This window comes from Sporolactobacillus sp. Y61 (genome assembly GCF_040529185.1).
GTDB lineage: Bacteria > Bacillota > Bacilli > Bacillales > Sporolactobacillaceae > Sporolactobacillus.
Map to the genome: position 1 here is coordinate 2,906,429 of NZ_CP159510.1, position 20,096 is coordinate 2,926,524.

Here is a 20,096-nt window from a genome sequence, read left to right on the forward strand (position 1 = left end):
ATCAGATCTTCTGCCACAGTTTTGAGAGCCGAACCGTATCCCTGGCAATCATGACCTCTTCATTCGTTGGAATAACCAGTACTTTTACAGGCGAATGCTCTGCACTGATAAAAGTCTCCTTACCGTTGATCTTATTTCTTTCAGGATCCACAAACACGCCCATAAACTGCAGTCCATCAAGAACACGTTCCCGGACCAGCGAACTGTGCTCACCAATCCCTGCGGTAAAGATAATGGCATCAACACCAGCCATCTTCGCAGCATACGACCCGATATATTTCTGAATCCGCTCAACAAACACATCAATAGCCAGCTTCGCTCTCTTATTCCCTCTTCTGGCTTCCTTTTCAAGGTCCCGCAAATCATTTGAGAAGCCGGAAATACCCAGTAACCCGCTTTTTTTATTCAGTACATTGATTACTTCAGTCGCATTCATCCCGGTTTTGTCCATAATGTAGGGAATGAGTGCCGGATCAAGATCTCCGGAACGTGTTCCCATCGTCACCCCGGCAAGAGGAGTAAAACCCATGGACGTATCAATAGATTTTCCATCTCTGACTGCTGTAATACTGGCACCGTTTCCTAAATGGCATGAGATCAGCCGCAAATCCTTCAGCGGCCGATTCAGTATATCTGCAGCCCTCATGGTGACATATTTATGACTTGTTCCATGAAAACCATATTTCCGGACACCGTAATCCGTGTAGTATTGATAAGGCACACTATAAAGAAACGCTTCACTTCCCATACTCTGATGAAAAGCGGTATCGAATACAACAACCTCCGGAACATCAGGCAGCACTTCACGGAATGCCCGGATGCCGACAAGGTTCGCGGGGTTATGTAACGGAGCAAGATCTGAAAGATTCTCAATTTTTTTAATCACTTCGTCAGTTACCAGAGCGGAATCGTCAAAGTCTTCACCACCATGAACAACACGATGACCGACCCCTTCAATCTCCTTCAGTGACTGAATAATATGAAGGGATGTCAGCTTTTCCAGCAGTTTCCTTACCGCCTCTTCATGATCGGGTATTGATGTGACTTCCTTCTTTTTCTCTCCTTTTACACTGATGGTGAAAATAGAATCAGAAAGTCCAATACGTTCTACCGCGCCTTTGGTCACCAGTTTTTCAGCAGGCATATCGAGAAGCTGGAATTTCAGTGATGAACTGCCTGCATTAATAGCAAGTATTAATGCCATATCCTTCACCCCCAAATCTACTAAACAGACTGATCGGTAAACCATTGATCAATCCGCTGCAAAACTTTTCGCATGGCGTTTTCATTAAGAAAATCAGGCAGTTCTGCCAGAAGCGTTTCCCCGGCACTGCCGCACTTCCACCCTTTTTTCGCAGAAGCATGATACTCTTTGCGGCCTCCGGTTTCCTGAAAAGGGTCAGAGGCAGCTGAAGCAGAGCCAGCACGATGGCATGCTTCTGCATAAAACGGTGAAAATGATGGTCATGGTCATCTGAAAAGAGTCGATTAGGAATCAGATAGAGCAGATATCCGCCTGCCTTCAGCTGTTTTAACCCCTGTTCAATGAAAAGAAAATGGGTATACGCTTTTCCATCCGTTCCGTTTAACTCGAATTGTTTGGCGTTTTCCTGATCTGGATAGAAACCCACCGGAACATCACATACGACAAGGTCTGCCGGTTCAGTCAGGATCGGTTTGAGACCATCCTGATGTAAGAGATGAATCTCATTCTGCTGCAAATTGGCATTCGTCCAGGCAAGCCGGATCATCAGATCGTTCGTGTCTGCTCCACAGGCAAGGATATGACCCTGACTGGACTGATTCATGATGCCTGTAAGGAGATTGGCTGTTCCTGCAGCAGGATCAAGAACTGAAAATGACGAATACTTTCCCATCAGCTGACTGGCAATATGCCCCATTAAGATAACCAGCGCATCAGGTGTCATGTCATCACCGGCCGCCGAGTCCTTTTTCATACCCTTAAGTACAGCAAGCTGGAAAGCACGCCGTACATCTTCAGCTGTCATTCCCTTATGAAAAAAGGCCGCATACAGCGGTTCCAGCTTCTCTTTAAGGTCATGGTCGGTCACCCTGTCTTTGAAAATATCCTCGCCTGCAGCACACAGACCCTCTAAATAGGATATTTTGTGCTTTTTCATAATTATAAGTGCAGCCTGATCAAGTACCGAAAATAAATCGGTCACTATTGTCGTTTCCAAGATGTCTTCCCCCATAATCCATAAACCATCCATAAAGCGCTTTCAACATAAAACACACCGCAAAAAATCTGACATTATTTTTCTGCATCCCGGAGTGTGTCTGATTCTCCATCAGAATGAGCCGCCGTGGATGCAGTCCTGCTGCTGAACCTGCCACCGGAAAACAGTTCGGTCTCCCTTTTACCTGAATCCGGGCGCAGCGCATGCTTCACCTGGAAAGTTCCGTTAGATGTTCCATGGTTCATATCTGCAACGCTCCTATGTACACTATAAATTAATTTTAGTGGCAGGGCAATAGAAAACAAGTGGATTGCCATCTATCCACTTAAAAATCAAAAATAATTACCGTATCCATGTACGTCGAATAAACCGGTCCGGTTTCAAAAGAACAGGAGACGGCGCCTGATCTGCCCGTCTTATTCCCATTCCGTATCCTTCGACCATTCGTCCGGCTTTTTTTTCTTTTTCGGACGGACACCCTGCCCCACTGCGGTTTCATCCATGATTTCCTTGATTTTTTCTACCGTTCTCGGAACTAAATCGATCAACCTTTCATAGAGGTGTGTCTGATGATCCAGATGGATGGTTTTCACACCATGAGGTCCGATAATAAGAAAAGCAATCGGAGTGATGGACACACCCCCGCCCGTTCCGCCTCCGAACGGCAGATAGGCTTCCTCTTCCTCACCCTGCTGTTCATCAGGATTTTCGTTTTTTGTACTAAATTCACTGCCGCCGGCAACAAAACCGAACCCCACTTTTGAAATCGTAATGATCAAATGGCCGTCTTCTGTCTCGATCGGATCCCCGATAATCGTGCGGACATCAATCATTGACTGGATACTTTCCAGCGCTGTTTTCATTAGCCCTTGAATTGGATGATCTGCCACGCTTTTCCCCCCTTTCATTTGCTTTACTATCTGCCTGACTATACCGATAGCTTTTCCTGTTTTGATTGTTACCATGCATGACAGACGGGAACGGAATGTCATTTGCCGGAATAACGGATGAACGGTGACATGCAGATTCTGATTCGTCATCTGGCCGATCAGTGGCAGAACAGCTGACTTCATTGCCCAGATAAAACCGCAGCACATGGCGGTCAGAGGGGCATCGCCCATACCACAGACCGTCTGCCATTGAAAATGCCCGACATGCATTTGATCAGACCAATGAATCGTACGGAAAACGCGCATCCACCTCTTCCTGCGGCTGAACATGTCTTGCGCAGGCCGACTGCCCCGGGCGCTCTCCTTCCATTCATCTGATTCTGCAAGAGCGTGCAGCAGCATCTCTTCCAGATTCGTTTCGCTGATCCGGCCCTGCCAGATTGTTTTCTTCCATAACATGAGCTGCGCCGAAGCATCAAGCCTGCCATTGCTGAATTCAGCATTAAGGAGAACAGAGAGGGTGCTTCCTAAAATGAGAATAAGTGCAAGGACGAAAAATAAAAGAAGGCCTGTCAGTAAAAAAAGGAGTAACATAAGCCCATCCTCCAGACCAGGATGACTGCTTGGAAAGTCGTTTTTTATCCCGCATTAACGGGCAGTAAGACCACCACCTCAAAATTATGAGGGGAAATGAACAGACCCGGGTGGGGGTAAGGACCCCCACCACTGATTGAAGTTTCACTTTATCCCGCATTAACGGGCAGTAAAACCCCCACCTCAAAATTATGAGGGGAAATGAACAGACCCGGGTGGGGGTAACTGCCCGCAGCAGCCCGATTGGTTCAACTAACAATCAGCGGTGGGTAAGGACCCCCCACTGATTGAAGTTTCGCTTTATTATGTGCTGCTTTCTTTCTTCTTATCCTTCATGACGGAGAGCAAATATCTGCCGGTTTGAATCAAACTCACCTTTTAAAAGGTGACATATTAAACAGGTGATGCTCAACTCAGGTATTCCGGCATCGGGCAGGTTTGCCCGATGCTGATAAATGCTGTATTATGCTTTGCATCAGGAAGAATTTCCGACTATTAACAAACCATCTATTGCGTGTTACTATATAGCTGTAATAAGTGATACAGCATACCGGTCATACAAAGTAGTGAGGAGGGATTATGCTGAAAAACCTGACAGAAATGCTCAAGGGCGTACTTGAGGGCTGTGTCCTTGAATTGATAAGCCGCAAAGAAACCTACGGCTACGAAATCACGCGGCGTCTGAACGCCCTCGGATTTACAGATGTTGTGGAGGGAACAGTGTATACCATCCTGGTCCGGCTTGAAAGAAACAAACTGGTAAAAGTCGCCAAAAAGCCCTCCAGCATGGGGCCGCCGCGAAAGTTTTTTGCTCTCAACGACGCGGGACGCGAGGAACTGCGAAAGTTCTGGGAAAGATGGGCTTTCCTGTCATCAAAAATGAACGAGTTAAAGGAGAGAAAAGAATGAATTTCTGGGAAAAAATCACGGGCAGTGACATGACTAAAGAATTGAAAACTTTTGAATCACGAGCTAAAAAGCTGCCGGCCGATTATCAGGTGGCATGGGAAAAAATCAAATTCAATCTTTGGCCGCACTCAGATTTTACCGGACGCAACCTCATGCCCATTCTTGACGATGTACTTGGCCTGCTCGAAGAAACAGCAGCGGACGGTCAGCGTGTCCAGGACGTTTTAGGTGACGATATCAAGGGCTTCTGTTCAGCACTTGCCGGCGAAGAAGGGGCAAAGTCTTTTCGCGACAAGTGGCGCAGGCAACTCAATAATAATATTGCAAAAAAATTAGGCAAATCAGGTAAATAGGAGGATAAAATGAGCTTACGAGATATCATCAAGAGCAAAAAAGAGTGGCGGGCGCACATGGCTCGTGTCAAAGGCCTCCCGCAAGATTATCAGATTGTTTATAAAGAGATTCAAAAATACTTCTTTAAAGTCGGCCCAGTTGAGCTAACAAGCGGGATCGGTTTACTCTCAGGTATTGTCGACCTTTTTGAAGAGGGCGCGGCCTCGGGAAAAGGAGTGCTCGAAGTGACGGGCAGTGATGTAGCGGCTTTCTGCGACGATCTCATCAAAGATTCAAAAACTTACGCCGACGTCTATCAAGAAGCTGTTAACCGGAAAGTGAACAAGGCCATGAAAAAGGTTTCGGATAAAAAAAGAGGCGATCAAGATGGAAAAAGCAATTGAAGTAAAAGATCTGCAAAAGTCTTTCAAGAGCGCGGCAGTCCTGAAAGGCATCAATTTTGAAGTGAAGCGAGGTGAGATTTTCGCCCTGCTCGGTTCTAATGGCGCGGGCAAGACAACGGTCGTCAGAATCCTCACCACGCTGCTGAAGCCAGACGGCGGGACTGTGAGCGTCAACGGCTACGATGTGACAGCAAAGCCTGACCCTGTACGGCAGTCGATCAGTCTGACCGGGCAGTTTGCTGCCGTAGATGAGATTTTGACCGGGCGGGAAAACCTCATCATGATTGCCAGACTGCGACACCTTAAAAATCCGCGTCAATTAGCGGACGATTCTCTGAACCATTTCGGTCTGGCCGACGCCGCCGACCGCAGGGTTGCAACCTATTCGGGCGGTATGCGCCGCAAACTGGACATCGCCATGAGTCTGATTGGAAAACCGCCGCTTATTTTTCTGGACGAGCCAACCACCGGGCTTGATCCCGAGGCGCGCCTCGGGGTCTGGAAGGCGGTCAAAGCACTTTCCGGGGGCGGTACGACAGTGTTCCTGACCACGCAGTATCTGGAGGAAGCCGAGAAACTTGCCGACCGAATCGCCATTCTCCATGAAGGAAAGATCATCGTATGCGGTACACTCGCGGAACTGAAAAACCTGTTCCCGCCTGCAAAGAAAGAGTATGTAGAAAAACAGCCGACACTGGAAGAAATTTTTCTCGCGCTCGTCGCGAGAAAGGAGGAAAAACGATAATGAAGAGATACTTTTTCAGCGACCTGATCGTGATGTTTGGGCGCTCAATGCGCCATATTACCCGCAGCATGGACACGATCATGACGGTCTGCATCACTCCGATTGCGATGATGCTGCTGTTCGTCTACGTATTGGGCGGCGCGATTCAAGTCAGTACGGACAATTATGTCAATTATCTGCTGCCCGGCGTCCTGCTGATGGCGATTGCGAGCGGCATCGCCTATACCGCTTTCCGCCTGTTCATGGATATGCAGAGCGGTATCTTTGAACGGTTCCACTCGATGCCGATTGCGCGTTCCTCCGTGCTGTGGGGGCATGTGCTGACCTCAATGGTTTCCAACGCCATTTCGGTCGTCATCATCATTCTTGTAGCGCTGATTATGGGCTTTCGTTCATCAGCAGGGATAGCTTCATGGCTTGCCGTGGCCGGTATCCTCGCGCTGGTGACACTGGCTCTGACCTGGATCGCGGTGATTCCCGGATTGACGGCAAAATCGGCAGACGGCGCAAGTGCTTTCGCCTATCCGCTTATTTTTTTGCCGTTTATCAGTTCAGCCTTTGTTCCTACTTCATCCATGCCCGGACCGGTCCGCGCCTTCGCCGAACACCAGCCGGTGACCTCCATTGTCGATGCGATACGTTCTCTGCTCGCGCGGCAGCCTGTTGGTAACGATATCTGGATTGCGCTCGCATGGTGTCTTGGAATCCTTATCGTTGCCTATCTTTTCGCAATGCTCGCCTATAAACATAAAACAGCTTAATGTTTACAGGCATGAATAGTGTACAAAAAACCGGAAACCTGTCAGATGGCGGGATTCCGGTTTGCCTTATTTATCCTTATTTCAATCGAGTTTTTTTGCTTTTTCACGCTGAAATTCACTTTTTTCGCGGTGACGCTTCTCTAATACGTGGAGGACACGGTCAAAACCGACACCTTGTTCACGAAGCATCACCAATGTGTGATAGATCACATCTGAAACTTCCCATTCCAGTTCAGCAGCCGAGCGATTTTTTGCCGCAATGATGACTTCAGACGTTTCTTCTCCGATTTTTTTCAGTATTTTATCAATGCCTTCATGAAACAAATAGGTTGTATATGTACCTTCCGGCCGTTCCGCTTCCCGTTCGGCGATGACATGTTCCAGTTCCGCGAGTATGCCATAGCGATCATTTCCACTCTCTGTCGCCTCTTTTTTGTCGCTTTCTTCCATTTTGAAGCAGCTGTAACTGCCAGTATGACAGGCAGGACCCGACGGAATGACCTTGACAAGCAGTGTATCCGAGTCACAGTCGCGTCCCCAGTCGATGATTTTCTGTGTATTTCCCGAGGTCTCCCCTTTGTGCCAAAGTTTCTGTCTTGACCGGCTGAAGAACCAGGTTTCTCCTGTTTCCAACGATTTTTCCAGTGATTCTTTATTCATATAAGCAAGCATCAGAATCTCTTTACTCTGGGCATCCTGCACAATAGCCGGTATCAGGCCATTTTCATTAAATGTCACATCTTCTGCTTTCATCGTATGACAACCCCTTTATCTTTTAAAAACGTCTTTACCTTGTTAATTGACGTTTCTTTATAGTGAAAAATGGAAGCGGCCAGTGCTGCATCCGCCCTGCCCTTCGCAAAAACATCATAAAAGTCAGCCGTTTTCCCTGCTCCTCCTGAAGCAATAACCGGTACATCCACCGCATCGCTGATATTACGAGTCAGGTTCAGTTCAAAGCCGTTTTTTCTGCCGTCACAGTCCATACTGGTCAACAGGATCTCACCTGCTCCAAGCGAAACAGCCGTTTTTGCCCATTCGATGGCATCAAGATCTGTCTTTCGTGTTCCGCCATGTGTATAGACCCGATACATGTCTAATTCAGGATCCCATCTGGCATCAATCGCACAGACAATGCATTGGCACCCGAAAAAATCAGCACCTGCTGTAATCAGTTCAGGGCGTGCCACCGCCGCACTGTTCAGCGACACTTTATCCGCCCCGGCCCGCAGCAGTTCCTTTATATTTTCCAGTGAATGGATCCCGCCGCCAACAGTAAACGGAATGGCGAGCCGGGCTGCAACAGCTTTGACTACATCAATCATCGTGTGGCGCTTTTCATTCGATGCCGTTATGTCCAGGAAAACCAGTTCATCTGCTCCTTCGCGGTTGTAATACATCGCCAGTTCAACGGGATCACCTGCGTCACGGAGGTGAATAAACTGTGTCCCTTTGACAACGCGCCCGTCCTTGACATCAAGACAGGGGATAATCCGTTTTGCCAGCATCTGCTGTCACCAACCTTACCACGTCCGGAATAGAAATCTGTTTCGTATAAAGCGCTTTGCCGATGATTGCTCCGCTGATTTCTCCGTTCCGTTTTTTCAGAATTTCTTTGATTTCATCAAGAGATGACACCCCTCCGGACAGAACAACCGGACGCCCGATTTCTTCTGCCAGCCGTGCAGCCCCTTCTATGTTTGCGCCCTGCATCGCACCGTCCCGGGAAATATCGGTATAAATGAAATGAATGGCCCCGTATTCGATCAGCTTTTTTGCCAGGTCCGCCGCACGTATATCGGAAACCTGGAGCCACCCGTTAACCGCTATTTTCCCCTGTCTGACATCGAGTCCGACAGCCACCTTTCCGGGGTACTGTTTTAATGCCTGTCTGGTGAAAGCAGGATCTGAAATCGCGGAGCTGCCAAGAATCACACGGCGGATTCCATGTTCCAGGTACCAGGAAACACACGCCATAGAACGGATCCCGCCGCCTGTCTCAATATGAACCGGTACCTGTGCTGCAATCTGAGCGATCACTTCCCGATTGACCGGATGACCCGCTTTGGCACCGTCCAGGTCCACAACATGCAGCCACTTCGCCCCCTGGTTATAAAAGGAACGCGCAACGGATACAGGTGAATCATCAAAAACAGTAGACTGCTTATAATCCCCCTGAAAGAGACGGACACATTTCCCGCCCAGCAGGTCAATAGCAGGATAAACCGTAAACATCAGATTCCCTCCCGGCTGAGACGTTTCTGAGCAGAGACTGAATGCTGAACAAACTGAAGATAATTTTTCAACAAAGTCTGACCGAATGCCCCGCTTTTTTCCGGATGGAACTGGGTGCCGGAAACGAATCCGTGTCCAACGATGGCAGGAACATCCACATGATAGGACGTTACGGCAATCAGGACGGGCGCATCAGTCACCGCATAATACGAGTGTACAAAATAGGCGTAATCCTCACTCAGACCGTGAAGAAGCGGCGATTCCGGCTGCTTAAAGCTGAGTGTGTTCCACCCCATATGCGGCACTTTATAACGGAGACCCTCGTCCATTCCGCTGAAGCGCACCACTCGTCCCGGGAGCAGTCCGAGTCCTTTGTGGGTTCCGCCTTCTTCGCTCTCTTCGAAGAGAAGCTGCATGCCGAGACAGATGCCAAGAAGCGGTTTCCTCTGTGCCACATCCTGTAAGAAAGGCGTCAGCCTCTTTCGATTCAGCAGCGCCATGGCATCTTTGAATGCACCGACGCCCGGCAGGATCAGGCCGTCTGCTTCTTCCAGCTTTTGCTCATTGTCACTGATGAAAAAAGGTGTGCCAATCCGTTTCAGTGCCTGGCCGAGACTGTACAAATTACCCATTCCATAATCAACTATACCGATCATCCCAACGTTCCTTTCGTTGACAGGACCCCTTGAATCCTCGGATTTTGTCGGGTAGCCGCGTCAAGGGCGCGTCCCAGTGCCTTGAAAACAGATTCAATAATATGATGAGAATTTTCGCCATATCGAACGGTGACGTGAAGGTTCATCCGCGCTTCGGTGGCAAGCTTATCCAGAAATTCAGTCACCAGTTCTGTATCAAAAGTACCGACCTTCTGAGCAGGAATGGACCCGTGAAAGACAAAATAAGGCCGGTCACTCAGATCAATGACCACTTCAGAGAGTGACTCATCCATCGGTACAATTGCATACCCGTAACGATTTATCCCTTTTTTGTCACCGGCAGCCTGATGAATCGCTCTCCCAAGGCAGATGGCTATATCCTCGGTTGTATGATGATCGTCGACATCCGTGTCGCCAGTGGCATCTATCTTCAGGTTAAAAAGTCCATGTTTTGTAAAAAGTGTGAGCATATGTGTCAGAAACGGCACACCGGTCACCAGCTGCGAGGCGCCATCTCCATCAAGGGAAAAGCGAAGTTTGATCTGCGTTTCAAATGTATTTCTTTCAATGAAACCGGTTCGTTCAGTCATGAACTGTTGCTCCTTTCAACCGTTTTTCCACCGCCCGGGCGTGTCCTTCAAGACCTTCATACCGCGCCAGAACGGCAATAGCAGCCCCATTCCTGCGGAGCGCTTCTTCCGTATAGCGGATCAGGCTTGACCTTTTTACAAAGCTCTCAACACTCAGGGGAGAAGCGTAGCGGGCAGCGCCATTTGTCGGAATGATATGGTTGGGCCCGGCGAAATAGTCACCGACCGGTTCGGAACTGTAGTGACCAAGAAAGATCGCACCCGCATGGCGAATCCGGGGAAGCAGGGCATCAGGATCTGCTACGGCAAGCTCCAAATGCTCAGGAGCGATCTGATTCACAGCTTCGGCAGCTTTCTTCAGATCATTTACTAGAATGATTTTACCCACAGATTCAACAGCCGGTTCCGCTATTTCTTTCCGTGGCAATTCCGCAAGCTGCCGTTCAACTTCCCTGTCCACCTTTTCACCAAATTCCTGAGAGGTCGTCACAAGGACGGGCATGGACATTTTATCATGTTCCGCCTGGGAGAGCAGATCAGCTGCCACCCACTCGGGATGCGCTGTCTGATCGGCGATAACGGCGATTTCACTGGGTCCAGCCAGACTGTCAATGGCAACATCACCAAAAACCTCTTTCTTGGCCAGCATGACGTAAAGGTTTCCCGGACCGACAATTTTATCCACAGGTCGGATGGTTTCCGTTCCGTAAGCCAGTGCTGCAATAGCCTGCGCCCCGCCTGCCTGGTAAATCTCCGTTATACCAATTTCGCGTGCAGCAGCAAGGACACCATCGGCAATCAGCCCATTCTTCTGAGGAGGTGACATCAGAACCACACGCGGAACGCCGGCGACCAGTGCGGGAATCGCCCCCATCAGAACAGATGAAGGGTAGCAGGCGGTTCCTCCCGGTACATAAACACCGACAGAATCGAGCGGCGTGACTTTCTGGCCCAGTCTGACCTGGTCAGAAACGGTCTCAGTCCATGATTCCGGTTTATGCTTTTCATGGAACGCACGGATATTCCCCGCCGCCTCACGGATGGCCTGACGTACCTTTTCAGAAACTCGTGATGCCGCCTCATCCGCTTCATCAATATGAACCTGCAGATCTTTTCTGTCTACTCCATCAAATTTTCTGGTCAGTGAACGGAGCGCTTCATCGCCGTTTTCCCTGACTTCTTCGATGATGGCCTGGACAGACTTCCGTGCTTCTTCTTTTGCTTCGACTTTCCTTTTTTTCAGAAAATCAAGATGACCGTTTTTAATCCATTCCAACTTCAGTCGCCTCCGTAGCCTGAATCATTTTCTCAATAATCCTGTCTATTGTTGCTTTCTTCAGTCGATAGCTGACCGGATTCACGATCAGTCTTGAACTGATCTCTATCAGTCTGTCAAATTCCACCAGACCATTATCTCTGAGCGTTTTCCCGGTTGATACAATATCTACAATAGCATCTGCCAGACCGACAATCGGGGCGAGTTCGATCGATCCATTCAGAGCGATCAGATCAATCTGTTCCCCTCTTCTTCGATAATAATCCGAAGCAATATTCGGATATTTAGTCGCAATTTTGAGATAGGGCTGACTAGTCCGGTGACCCGGCAATCCGGCTACGGCCATGTGACATTTACTGATGCCGAGATCTACCATCTCGTACACATCACGCCCGCTTTCAAGCAGGACGTCTTTTCCCGCAATACCGATATCCGCAGCTCCGTATTCAACATAAGTCGGTACATCGACCGGTTTAGCCAGAATAAACCGGAATGGCTCAGACTTAAGATCAATGATTAATTTACGCTCCAGTTCAAAACTTTCAGGAAGATCAAATCCGGCCCTGGTCAAAAGCCGGCACGCATCCCCGAATATCCGGCCTTTCGGCATGGCTACTGTAATCAGTGAATCATTCATCGTCCCGTCTCCGTTCCTTCTGTTGATAAAAATCGTCTGACTGTCACAAATTGTTTTGAATAAGCTTCAAGGCTGCCGATCCCGTCCCTATACTGCAAAACAACGGCACGTCCCTTTTCCCGTTCCTTTGCGGCATAGCGCAGGGCTTCTTTTGCATGTTCACGGTCATAAATCACGGCTTCCTTCCGGCTTTCAACATGCAGTTTTCCTGATCCGACAGCACTCATCAGCCGGTCCATGCGAATGCCGAATCCCGTCGCAGGGGCGGGGCGCCTGAACTGGGCAAGTAATCCATCGTAGCGTCCGCCGCTTGCGACCGGAAATCCAAGACCTCCGCCGAATCCCTGAAAGACGAATCCCGTATAGTAATTCAGATGAGGGACAAGGGTAATATCCAGGTCTATGACGTCTTCAAGCTGATCAATTTTGAGCAATTCGATCAATTCAACGATATTCCGGTAGTATGAATGAACGGGGCTTGAAGAACTGTCTGCGAGTGTTTTCAGGAATTCCAGTGTCTCGCTGTTATTCATTCGTCTTGAATCGATAAACGTGTGCAGCTTGCCGGCATCTGACTGGTTCAGGTCAAGGGTATGAATCAATTTATGGAAGCCCACATCGTTCTTATTATAAAGCAGATTTCTCAGATGACCGGCAATTTCCTTATCCTTTACCATATCGTAGAAAAAAGCATTAACAAACCCGACATGTCCAATGACCAGCCGAATCGATTTCAAGCCTGTCTTCTGAAGCAAGGCGAGCATCAGCGAGATCATTTCAACATCGGCATAAGGTGTGGCGTCACCGATCAGTTCGGCACCGGCCTGCTCAAATTCGCTTGGATGGCCCCCTTCCCGCCTCTGACTGCGGTACAGAGCGGCCGTATAAGCGAGCCTCAGCGGCAGCGGTTCGTGACTTAGACTTGACGCAGCGATTCTCGCTATAGGTGTGGTCATATCCGGACGCAGAACGACAGGATGCCCTTCTGCGTCCAAAAATTTAAATAATCTGCTGTCGGCGATGGCAGATGCTCTTCCAATCGTTTCTGCATACTCGAGTGCCGGCGTCTGAATAAAGTCGTATCCCCATCTGGTCAGTTCCTCTCTGAAGACTTTCTCCAGTCTGGCAATAGCCCGCTCGGCAGACGGCAATATATCTCTCAATCCTAACGGTTTTTCAAACATATAAGGTTGTGTCATTGGGTTTCTCCTTCATGGCAGCCATCTTTTTCTGTGATTTTCTCATTACTTTAATTCACTAGTACGATAAAGTATGTAAACTGTATTTTAAAGGATTAACCCTCATCCGTCAAGGGGAATCCGTCACCAGCGGTTTATGATCCTTTTCAAAGTCGCCACAGGCCATCTCCCATCTGGCAGGGCTTTCATCTCACTTACTTGTCATAAGATGTTTTGTCCTGAGAGCAAAAAGTAAAATAAGCGGATATTTTCCGGTTAGGGGCAGAACGGAAATCTTTTCGGGGGGTATATAAGCGAAATTTTTCCGATTATGCCAGGCAAAAAGCTCCATTTCCCGTTTTCTGAGTTAATAGGCGGAATCTCTCCGTCTATTTTAGTTATTTCTAAATTGAATGACTTAAGTAAGCGAAATTTTTCCGCCTATTCATCTGATCATGCGCAAACCTGATCCCCCAACCGACAAGAGTGGACACCAGGTACTCTCCTCCCTTTCGTATTTTTCATATGGGGGTAAATTTTTGACCCTGCGACTTCAGATTTGCCCCAGTTTTGGGGGAATTCCTTATCATCCCTTCTTACACAAGGGGTTCCCCACATCGCAATGAGCTCGTCACTGTCCTGATACGACAAAAAGGGCGGCTATGCCGCCCTTCTAAAATAATCCGTCATTAAAACTTACTCCCCAGTGCAGTGGCAACCAGGCGCTTCGTAATTTCACCACCAACAGAACCATTGGCACGTGAAGTCGTATCCGGTCCAAGGTGGACACCAAACTCCGAAGCAATTTCAGTTTTCATCTGTTCGAGCGCCTGTTCAGCACCCGGAACGAGAAGTTGATTGTTTTCAGCCATGTTTCTCACCTCCTTAGCCCTTATTATGAGCGGGAGGTGATAACCTGATGCGCAGAAACATCTGGTAATTTCTGCATTTGTATCGTTCGTCTATAGATCAGAGTAAGCCGCTGAACGCATCCTCTGTTTCATCCTGAGTGATCGTCAGTGTTTCGATTCCGCCGACTGCTTCCTGTACCAGCTGATCCACTCCAAGGTATTTTTCAAAACGGGCCGCATGGATCCGGTCCGGACGTGTTTTTGGTGCTTTCGGAAGAAAAAGGGTACAGCAGTCTTCATAGGGACGGATCGATATGTCATAAGTATCAATTTGTTTCGCGATCCGGGCAATATCAATCTTATCCATCGCTATGAGCGGCCTGAGGACAGGCAATGCAGTCACCTGATTAATGGTGTTCATACTCTCCAGTGTCTGACTTGCCACCTGACCCAGGCTTTCCCCTGTCGAAAGAGCCAGACAGCCGAAGCGGTCTGCTGCCTTTTCAGCAATACGGAACATCATCCGGCGCATAATGGTAATCCGGTAATCCTCGGGAACCGTGTCCCGGATTGCGATCTGGGCATGAGTAAAAGGCACAAGATGCAGTCTGAATGTGCCTCCAAAAGACTGGATTTTCTTCGACAGATCGATAACCTTCTGTTTCGCACGGTCGCTTGTGTAAGGCGGGCTCTGAAAATAGATGGCTTCAATGGATGCACCGCGTCTGGCAAGCAGATATCCGGCAACAGGACTGTCAATACCTCCTGAGAGCAGCAGCAGCACTTTCCCGCTGGTGCCGACCGGCAGACCGCCGGCACCTTCATACTCATGTCCGTAAATCCGTGTTTCATGATACCCGACTTCAACTCTCAGTGTCAGATCCGGATGATGTACATCAACGGTCATCCTGTCGCAATTTTTTAATACGAAAGAGCCAAGCTCCTGGTTCAGCTCACTGCCATGAATTGGAAATCTTTTGTCCTTTCTCCGTGCAGCAATCTTAAATGTACGCGCTGATGTCTCCTCATTTGCTATCCGAAGTACACCCTTTTTCATTGCTTCCAGATTATTATCTACTTTAATAGCTGAAGATATGTTCTGGATTCCGAAAATTTTCTGAAGGATCGGCAGGATCCGTCCGGCATCCTCACCATTCAATTGTATTTCTATATCATCAAAATGCCTTTTAATATCCGCTTTCGGGAAACGGCTCAATTTATCCCGTACATCATCTTCAAGCCTGAGAACAAATCTTTTCTTATTTTTCCCTTTTAAAGCAATCTCCCCAAATCGGATAATTAAAAAATCGTAAATCACGTCTTTCACCTCATTACCATTTTCAATCTGTCTGCCGCATCAGACAGTACATTTAAAAAAGTACTGATCTGCTCAGCGGTATTTTCAAATGCTGTACTGATCCGGATGGCCTGCCCGGCTTCCGTTTCAGGAACACCCATGGCAAGAAGAATACCGCTTGCTCCGCTGTCCTTTGAAGAGCATGCAGATTTCGTGGAGACATAGATTCCTTTTTCCTCAAGCGCATGGACCAGGACTTCGGACTTGATTCCCTTCAATGACACATTTATGATGCTCGGGGCTGCTCCTGACACAGGCGTGTGGATCACAGCATCCGGAATCTGAGAAAGTCCCTTGCGAAGCTGCTTTTGCAGCGCCTGAAGATGACGGATTCCTTCCGGTTCTTTTTCAATGGTCATGCGCAGTGCACGAACCATACCACATATCCCCGGGAGATTCTCGGTACCGGACCGGCGTTCGCCTTCCTGACCCCCTCCGGAGAGCAGTGGAGACAGTAAGGTGCCCTTCCTGACAAAAAGGATACCGGTCCCTTCAGGACCATGAAATTTATGGCCGGATATCGTGCACAAGTCAATCCCGCTGTTTTTTAACTGCAGCGGAACCTTGGAAAAGCCCTGTACATGATCTACATGAAAGAGCGTTGTCGGTTTGTTTTTGAGGATCTCAGCGATCTCCCTGACCGGCTGTATGGTACCCACTTCGTTATTCACATGCATGATCGAAACAAGAATGGTATCTTTCCGGTATGCCTTTTTAAAGTCATCAACGGACACCCGGCAGTTACGGTCTACCGGCAGATAAGTCACGTCAAAACCAAGTTTTTCAAGTTGTCTGAATGCATTAAGCGATGATGCATGTTCGACAGCCGTTGTGATCAGGTGTTTTCCGCGGGATCGATAGGCAAACGCTGCACCTTTTATCGCCAGATTATTTCCTTCCGTTCCTCCCGACGTAAAAACAATCTCATCCGGAGAAACGCCGAGAAGCGATGCCGCCTGGTCACGTGACCGGGTAAGCAGCGCTTCGCTTTTTCCTCCAAGCGAATGGATGGAAGAAGGGTTGGCAAAAAATTGTTCAGAGACGGTCAGATACGTTTTCATTGCTTCAGTATAAGGCTTTGTTGTTGCACTATTATCAAGATAAATCATGGATTAACGTATAACTCCTTTCAGAAAATGTGAAGATAGACCGGGCAGGATCCAACGTTCACATGAACATCGGGGATCATGCCTGATGCTGCTGGTACAGGTTAACTCTTTTCAGGATCTTCGGTTCCTTTTTCTCAATGGCTCGAACGGCTGTCTCTGCCGAAGCCTGATAGTCATAGTTTCTGAACAGCTGTTCAGCTGTCTGAAGCTTCCCGTCGATTTCCGGATCATCCGTGCGGTATCTGTTCCCGTAGCGAATCATCTCTTCAGCAAATGCCGCTGTTTCAACAATGGTCTTTGCCTGACTGTGAACGTCATCCGCTTTTGCCTTTGCGGCGTCAAGTGCCTCTTGTACCTCAGTCATATTAAGCGGTTTATCATCAAGATGGCCGCCCGCCGACTTGAGCTGCTGCTCTGCCTCGCTCAGCACATGACTAAAGGACTCCGGGACTCCGGGGATATTGCTTTTTAACAGCATTTGTCTGGCTTCAAAAAGGATGTGCCTGAGTTCATGAATGGATTGTCTTGCCGCGAGTTCATCTTTCCTGAGCGCTTTAATCTTCTTGCTGTAGCTGTCAGCCAGTGAATCGATCTCACCGATATCGGCACCGATTTTTTTCAGTTTTTCCAGCACCGTACTGAAAGCTTCCGAATGATTTTTAATCATTTCGCCCGTTTCAGCATAGGTTTTTTCCAGTTTATAATAACTCTTGCTGATTTCCCGCTGAACTTTGATATCGTCCGTATCAATATGGTAACTGTCCCGGACCATCTCAGTTTCTTCATTCAGTTCATTAATTTTCCGGCCGGCTGAATCCAGTCTTGCCTCGATCTTCGGTGCCACTTCCCTGATTTCCTGTCTGCTCAGGGCTTCTTTTTCCAGCTGATTATAAAGCCAGTCAAGCTGATCGTGTATTCCCTGCAGACCCTCTGAAGCTTCAGTCAGCTCCAGACGGCCGACAGAGGCCTCAACGACATGAAGCTGGCGCTCCGCTTCTTCAAGCTGCGTACCGATCTGCAGGTGCTGCAGGGCATAGCCTTCCTCCACCATTTCCTCGCTTCCCTGCCGCAGTTCGCGGATCTGGTCAGGTATGGAATGACCGATATCTTCATATAAAGCCGGAACCTGATCTATTTTTTCCTGCACGTCATCAATGCCCGTTTTTACGCCAAGCAGGATCCTTCGTGCTTCTATATAATTACCCGATGCGGTTTGCTCACCATACTTGCTGTATTGTTCATCGATGGCTTTTACCGACTTCTCCAGCAGCGGCAGCGCTTTTCGAAACTGGCTTCGCCTTGTGATCATCAGCTTTTTGATCTGGTGATATGACTCTTTAACAGGTGTAACGTCCTTCCTGTTCTTGCTCTCGCTGTCGACAACAGCATTCAATTCCTTCAGGATTCCGTCAATCTCAGCTTCAATGGTATCCATTTGTTTCTGAAGCTGACCGACAAGAGCCTGTGCTGCTTTAAAGCGATATTTATCTGTAAGCCCTTCAGCCTTAAAAAGAGACTCTCCGACAGCTGGAAGTTCTCGTGTTACAATATCATCCCATCCGGAGCGCCATTTTTCAAATTTTTTTTCTGTATCTCCGACCATCCTGAGTTGTTTGACTTTAGCCAGTTCCTTTGCCACCGGCCGGTTCATCATATCCACACGACGCGTCTCCGCCTGGTCAATCCGGCTATACGTTTTTTTTCTCATCCACGCGCCGTATGAGATGACAAAAACAATGATCAGGATCAGGCCGATCACCACATAGAGCATACGGAATTTCCCCCATTCTCGCATGTAACACGTACTTTCAATTATTCTCTATTGTATCAAAAAAAGACACATAAAGATAAAAAAAGCGACAATACGATCAATTTTATTTTATACTTATATTCACGGAAACGAAATGACATCAAACGAGTGGGATGATACACTGTGGATGAAATCTGGATATACATCTTTCTGATCGTTGCAGGATTTGGATCGGGGTTTATCGACTCGGTAGTTGGCGGGGGCGGCGTGATTTCAACGCCGGCATTGCTGTCAATCGGTCTGCCCCCTCAAATAGCGCTGGGGACAAATAAACTCGCCAGTTCCATGGGATCTCTGACCAGTACGCTGACCTTTCTCCGATCGGGAAAAGTGAATCTTCGTCTGACGGCAAAATTATTTCCCCTGTCTTTTACAGGATCAGCCTGCGGCGTGTTTCTCGTTCATTTTCTCCCTTCGCAGCTTCTGCGCCCTTTGATTCTAATTCTGCTGGTCGCTGTCACGATATATACCCTGTTACGGAAAAAATGGGGGGCAGCCAGCCATTTCCGGGGACTGACAGGCAAGACGTGCATGTGGTTTCTCCCGCTGGTACTCGCCATTGGATTTTATGACGGTTTCCTCGGTGCCGGTACCGGATCCTTTCTGATTTTTTCATTTCTCATGCTTGGTTTCGATTTCATCCATTCTGCAGGAAATGCCAAAGTACTGAACTTCGGCAGCAACATTGCAGCTCTGATCACCTTTGCTGCTCTCGGCTATGTCAATTATCGCATGGGGGCCATTATGGCCGCAGCCCTGATCGCAGGTTCCTGGTGCGGAGCAAAAGTTGCCATAAAAAGCGGATCATCCTATGTAAGGATCCTGTTTCTTGCGGTTACGACATTACTTATCGGGAAAAATATCGTGGATTATCTCACCTGGCTCACCCGCTGACGTCGCTTAAAACGGCGGTTTTCCTCCAGCAACCGGTCTGCCCATCCGGCAATATAGCGTAAATAACCGGGTCGAAATGAAGACTCGCTCGGTTTCATGTAATACACTTTTCTGAGCAACTGCGGCTGCAGAAACGGCATAATAATCAGGTCACGGAACTGCAGAAGGGTAAAATCCGCCTGAAGCGGATCTTTACCAAATCCGGGCACTGCCTTTTCTAATAATTGAGTAAGCAGAAACTTTTCCTTCATCAGATAGCTGGCCATAAGTTCTCTGACCAGCTGATTATCAAGGGTCATCTCCCGGTGAACAAAGCGGGACAGATAAAAATATTTTTGCTGATAGGTGATCAGCGCATCGGCAACCGTGACGATCAGGTCCTCAGCCTGCCCATTCGGCTGAACGTTATCCTGTTTTGCGGCGTTCTCCAGACAGTCGAGATATCCTTCAAAAAAAGAGGACATAAGATGTTCCAGAAGGCCCTGCTTACCTCCGAAATAATAGGAGACCAGAGCAATATTTACACGTGCATCTGCGGCTATAGCCCGCACAGATGTCCCGTCGTATCCGCTCATATTAAATAATTTTAATGCAGAATGAATGACTGCCTCTTTTGATGTCCGGCCGCCTTCAGGTAAAATACTTTTTCCCGGCATGTGCATCGTC

General features: G+C 48.2%; 23 protein-coding genes and 1 pseudogene. 6 read left to right on the plus strand and 18 right to left on the minus strand.

All coding sequences use genetic code 11. The features are described from left to right. Position 1 precedes the first annotated feature (1 nt). The 5 genes and pseudogenes from ABNN70_RS13930 to ABNN70_RS13950 all read right to left on the minus strand — a co-directional run. Entirely contained in the window at positions 2-1,204 is a 1,203-nt protein-coding gene (locus tag ABNN70_RS13930) for an acetate kinase (RefSeq protein ID WP_353948128.1), read from the minus strand. Next, positions 1,182-2,201: a class I SAM-dependent methyltransferase gene (locus ABNN70_RS13935; RefSeq protein ID WP_353948129.1), complete on the minus strand. Its 1,020-nt coding sequence runs from the start codon at positions 2,199-2,201 to the stop codon at positions 1,182-1,184. Before ABNN70_RS13935 ends, ABNN70_RS13930 begins: the two co-directional genes overlap by 23 nt. Before the next feature lie 74 nt (positions 2,202-2,275). Next, complete coding sequence (locus ABNN70_RS13940) at positions 2,276-2,446, minus strand: hypothetical protein (protein ID WP_353948130.1); 171 nt, start codon at positions 2,444-2,446, stop codon at positions 2,276-2,278. 171 nt (positions 2,447-2,617) lie between these two features. Continuing rightward, positions 2,618-3,091, minus strand: coding sequence for a GerW family sporulation protein (gene ytfJ / locus ABNN70_RS13945; RefSeq protein ID WP_353949445.1), 474 nt, complete (start codon positions 3,089-3,091; stop codon positions 2,618-2,620). 120 nt (positions 3,092-3,211) lie between these two features. Then, positions 3,212-3,685: pseudogene (locus ABNN70_RS13950) on the minus strand (DUF2953 domain-containing protein); the annotation flags it as partial. A 579-nt stretch (positions 3,686-4,264) separates the two neighbouring features. Here ABNN70_RS13950 and ABNN70_RS13955 point away from each other — a divergent pair. Genes ABNN70_RS13955 through ABNN70_RS13975 form a run of 5 tightly spaced genes read left to right on the plus strand, consistent with a single transcriptional unit; the run spans position 4,265 to position 6,837 of the window. After that, on the plus strand, positions 4,265-4,594 hold the full coding sequence (locus ABNN70_RS13955; protein ID WP_129928112.1) for a PadR family transcriptional regulator: 330 nt from the start codon (positions 4,265-4,267) through the stop codon (positions 4,592-4,594). Further along, entirely contained in the window at positions 4,591-4,947 is a 357-nt protein-coding gene (locus tag ABNN70_RS13960; protein WP_129928111.1) for a DUF1048 domain-containing protein, read from the plus strand. Before ABNN70_RS13955 ends, ABNN70_RS13960 begins: the two co-directional genes overlap by 4 nt. A gap of 9 nt (positions 4,948-4,956) precedes the next feature. Beyond that, complete coding sequence (locus ABNN70_RS13965) at positions 4,957-5,331, plus strand: DUF1048 domain-containing protein (protein ID WP_353948131.1); 375 nt, start codon at positions 4,957-4,959, stop codon at positions 5,329-5,331. Continuing rightward, positions 5,315-6,076, plus strand: a complete 762-nt coding sequence (locus tag ABNN70_RS13970) for an ATP-binding cassette domain-containing protein (RefSeq protein WP_353948132.1) — start codon at positions 5,315-5,317, stop codon at positions 6,074-6,076. Before ABNN70_RS13965 ends, ABNN70_RS13970 begins: the two co-directional genes overlap by 17 nt. Further along, the gene (locus tag ABNN70_RS13975; protein WP_129928108.1) at positions 6,076-6,837 is read left to right on the plus strand and encodes an ABC transporter permease; all 762 of its coding nucleotides are present in this window, start codon (positions 6,076-6,078) and stop codon (positions 6,835-6,837) included. Before ABNN70_RS13970 ends, ABNN70_RS13975 begins: the two co-directional genes overlap by 1 nt. A gap of 81 nt (positions 6,838-6,918) precedes the next feature. On the opposite strand, the gene hisIE is transcribed toward ABNN70_RS13975, so the two are convergent. The 12 genes from hisIE to ezrA form a co-directional block, all read right to left on the minus strand. Beyond that, positions 6,919-7,590: a bifunctional phosphoribosyl-AMP cyclohydrolase/phosphoribosyl-ATP diphosphatase HisIE gene (gene hisIE, locus ABNN70_RS13980; RefSeq protein WP_129928107.1), complete on the minus strand. Its 672-nt coding sequence runs from the start codon at positions 7,588-7,590 to the stop codon at positions 6,919-6,921. Then, the gene (gene hisF, locus ABNN70_RS13985) at positions 7,587-8,345 is read right to left on the minus strand and encodes an imidazole glycerol phosphate synthase subunit HisF (RefSeq protein WP_129928106.1); all 759 of its coding nucleotides are present in this window, start codon (positions 8,343-8,345) and stop codon (positions 7,587-7,589) included. Before hisF ends, hisIE begins: the two co-directional genes overlap by 4 nt. After that, a complete protein-coding gene (gene hisA / locus ABNN70_RS13990) occupies positions 8,314-9,072 on the minus strand; it encodes a 1-(5-phosphoribosyl)-5-[(5-phosphoribosylamino)methylideneamino]imidazole-4-carboxamide isomerase (protein ID WP_353948133.1) in 759 nt (252 codons plus the stop codon). Before hisA ends, hisF begins: the two co-directional genes overlap by 32 nt. Beyond that, a complete protein-coding gene (gene hisH / locus ABNN70_RS13995) occupies positions 9,072-9,728 on the minus strand; it encodes an imidazole glycerol phosphate synthase subunit HisH (RefSeq protein WP_129928104.1) in 657 nt (218 codons plus the stop codon). The genes hisA and hisH overlap by 1 nt, the downstream gene beginning before the upstream one ends. Continuing rightward, the gene (gene hisB / locus ABNN70_RS14000; protein ID WP_129928103.1) at positions 9,725-10,318 is read right to left on the minus strand and encodes an imidazoleglycerol-phosphate dehydratase HisB; all 594 of its coding nucleotides are present in this window, start codon (positions 10,316-10,318) and stop codon (positions 9,725-9,727) included. Before hisB ends, hisH begins: the two co-directional genes overlap by 4 nt. Beyond that, positions 10,311-11,600 (minus strand): histidinol dehydrogenase, encoded by a 1,290-nt coding sequence (hisD, locus tag ABNN70_RS14005; protein ID WP_206184248.1) that lies wholly within the window; start codon positions 11,598-11,600, stop codon positions 10,311-10,313. Before hisD ends, hisB begins: the two co-directional genes overlap by 8 nt. Then, positions 11,581-12,231, minus strand: a complete 651-nt coding sequence (gene hisG, locus ABNN70_RS14010; protein ID WP_129928101.1) for an ATP phosphoribosyltransferase — start codon at positions 12,229-12,231, stop codon at positions 11,581-11,583. Before hisG ends, hisD begins: the two co-directional genes overlap by 20 nt. Next, positions 12,228-13,430 carry an ATP phosphoribosyltransferase regulatory subunit gene (locus ABNN70_RS14015; protein ID WP_353948134.1) on the minus strand — a complete coding sequence of 401 codons (1,203 nt, stop codon included), beginning with the start codon at positions 13,428-13,430 and terminating at the stop codon, positions 12,228-12,230. Before ABNN70_RS14015 ends, hisG begins: the two co-directional genes overlap by 4 nt. A 668-nt stretch (positions 13,431-14,098) precedes the next feature. Beyond that, on the minus strand, positions 14,099-14,281 hold the full coding sequence (locus tag ABNN70_RS14020) for an alpha/beta-type small acid-soluble spore protein (protein ID WP_129928099.1): 183 nt from the start codon (positions 14,279-14,281) through the stop codon (positions 14,099-14,101). Positions 14,282-14,378: 97 nt separating this feature from the next. Continuing rightward, positions 14,379-15,578: a tRNA uracil 4-sulfurtransferase ThiI gene (gene thiI / locus ABNN70_RS14025; RefSeq protein ID WP_129928098.1), complete on the minus strand. Its 1,200-nt coding sequence runs from the start codon at positions 15,576-15,578 to the stop codon at positions 14,379-14,381. A gap of 5 nt (positions 15,579-15,583) precedes the next feature. After that, positions 15,584-16,726 carry a cysteine desulfurase family protein gene (locus ABNN70_RS14030; protein ID WP_129928097.1) on the minus strand — a complete coding sequence of 381 codons (1,143 nt, stop codon included), beginning with the start codon at positions 16,724-16,726 and terminating at the stop codon, positions 15,584-15,586. Positions 16,727-16,802: 76 nt separating this feature from the next. Then, on the minus strand, positions 16,803-18,497 hold the full coding sequence (gene ezrA / locus ABNN70_RS14035; protein ID WP_353948135.1) for a septation ring formation regulator EzrA: 1,695 nt from the start codon (positions 18,495-18,497) through the stop codon (positions 16,803-16,805). Between the two features lie 162 nt (positions 18,498-18,659). Here ezrA and ABNN70_RS14040 point away from each other — a divergent pair, with 162 nt between their 5' ends. Next, positions 18,660-19,430, plus strand: a complete 771-nt coding sequence (locus ABNN70_RS14040; RefSeq protein ID WP_353948136.1) for a TSUP family transporter — start codon at positions 18,660-18,662, stop codon at positions 19,428-19,430. On the opposite strand, the gene refZ is transcribed toward ABNN70_RS14040, so the two are convergent. Beyond that, a complete protein-coding gene (refZ, locus tag ABNN70_RS14045; protein WP_353948137.1) occupies positions 19,406-20,086 on the minus strand; it encodes a forespore capture DNA-binding protein RefZ in 681 nt (226 codons plus the stop codon). The genes ABNN70_RS14040 and refZ overlap by 25 nt on opposite strands. Positions 20,087-20,096 lie beyond the last annotated feature (10 nt).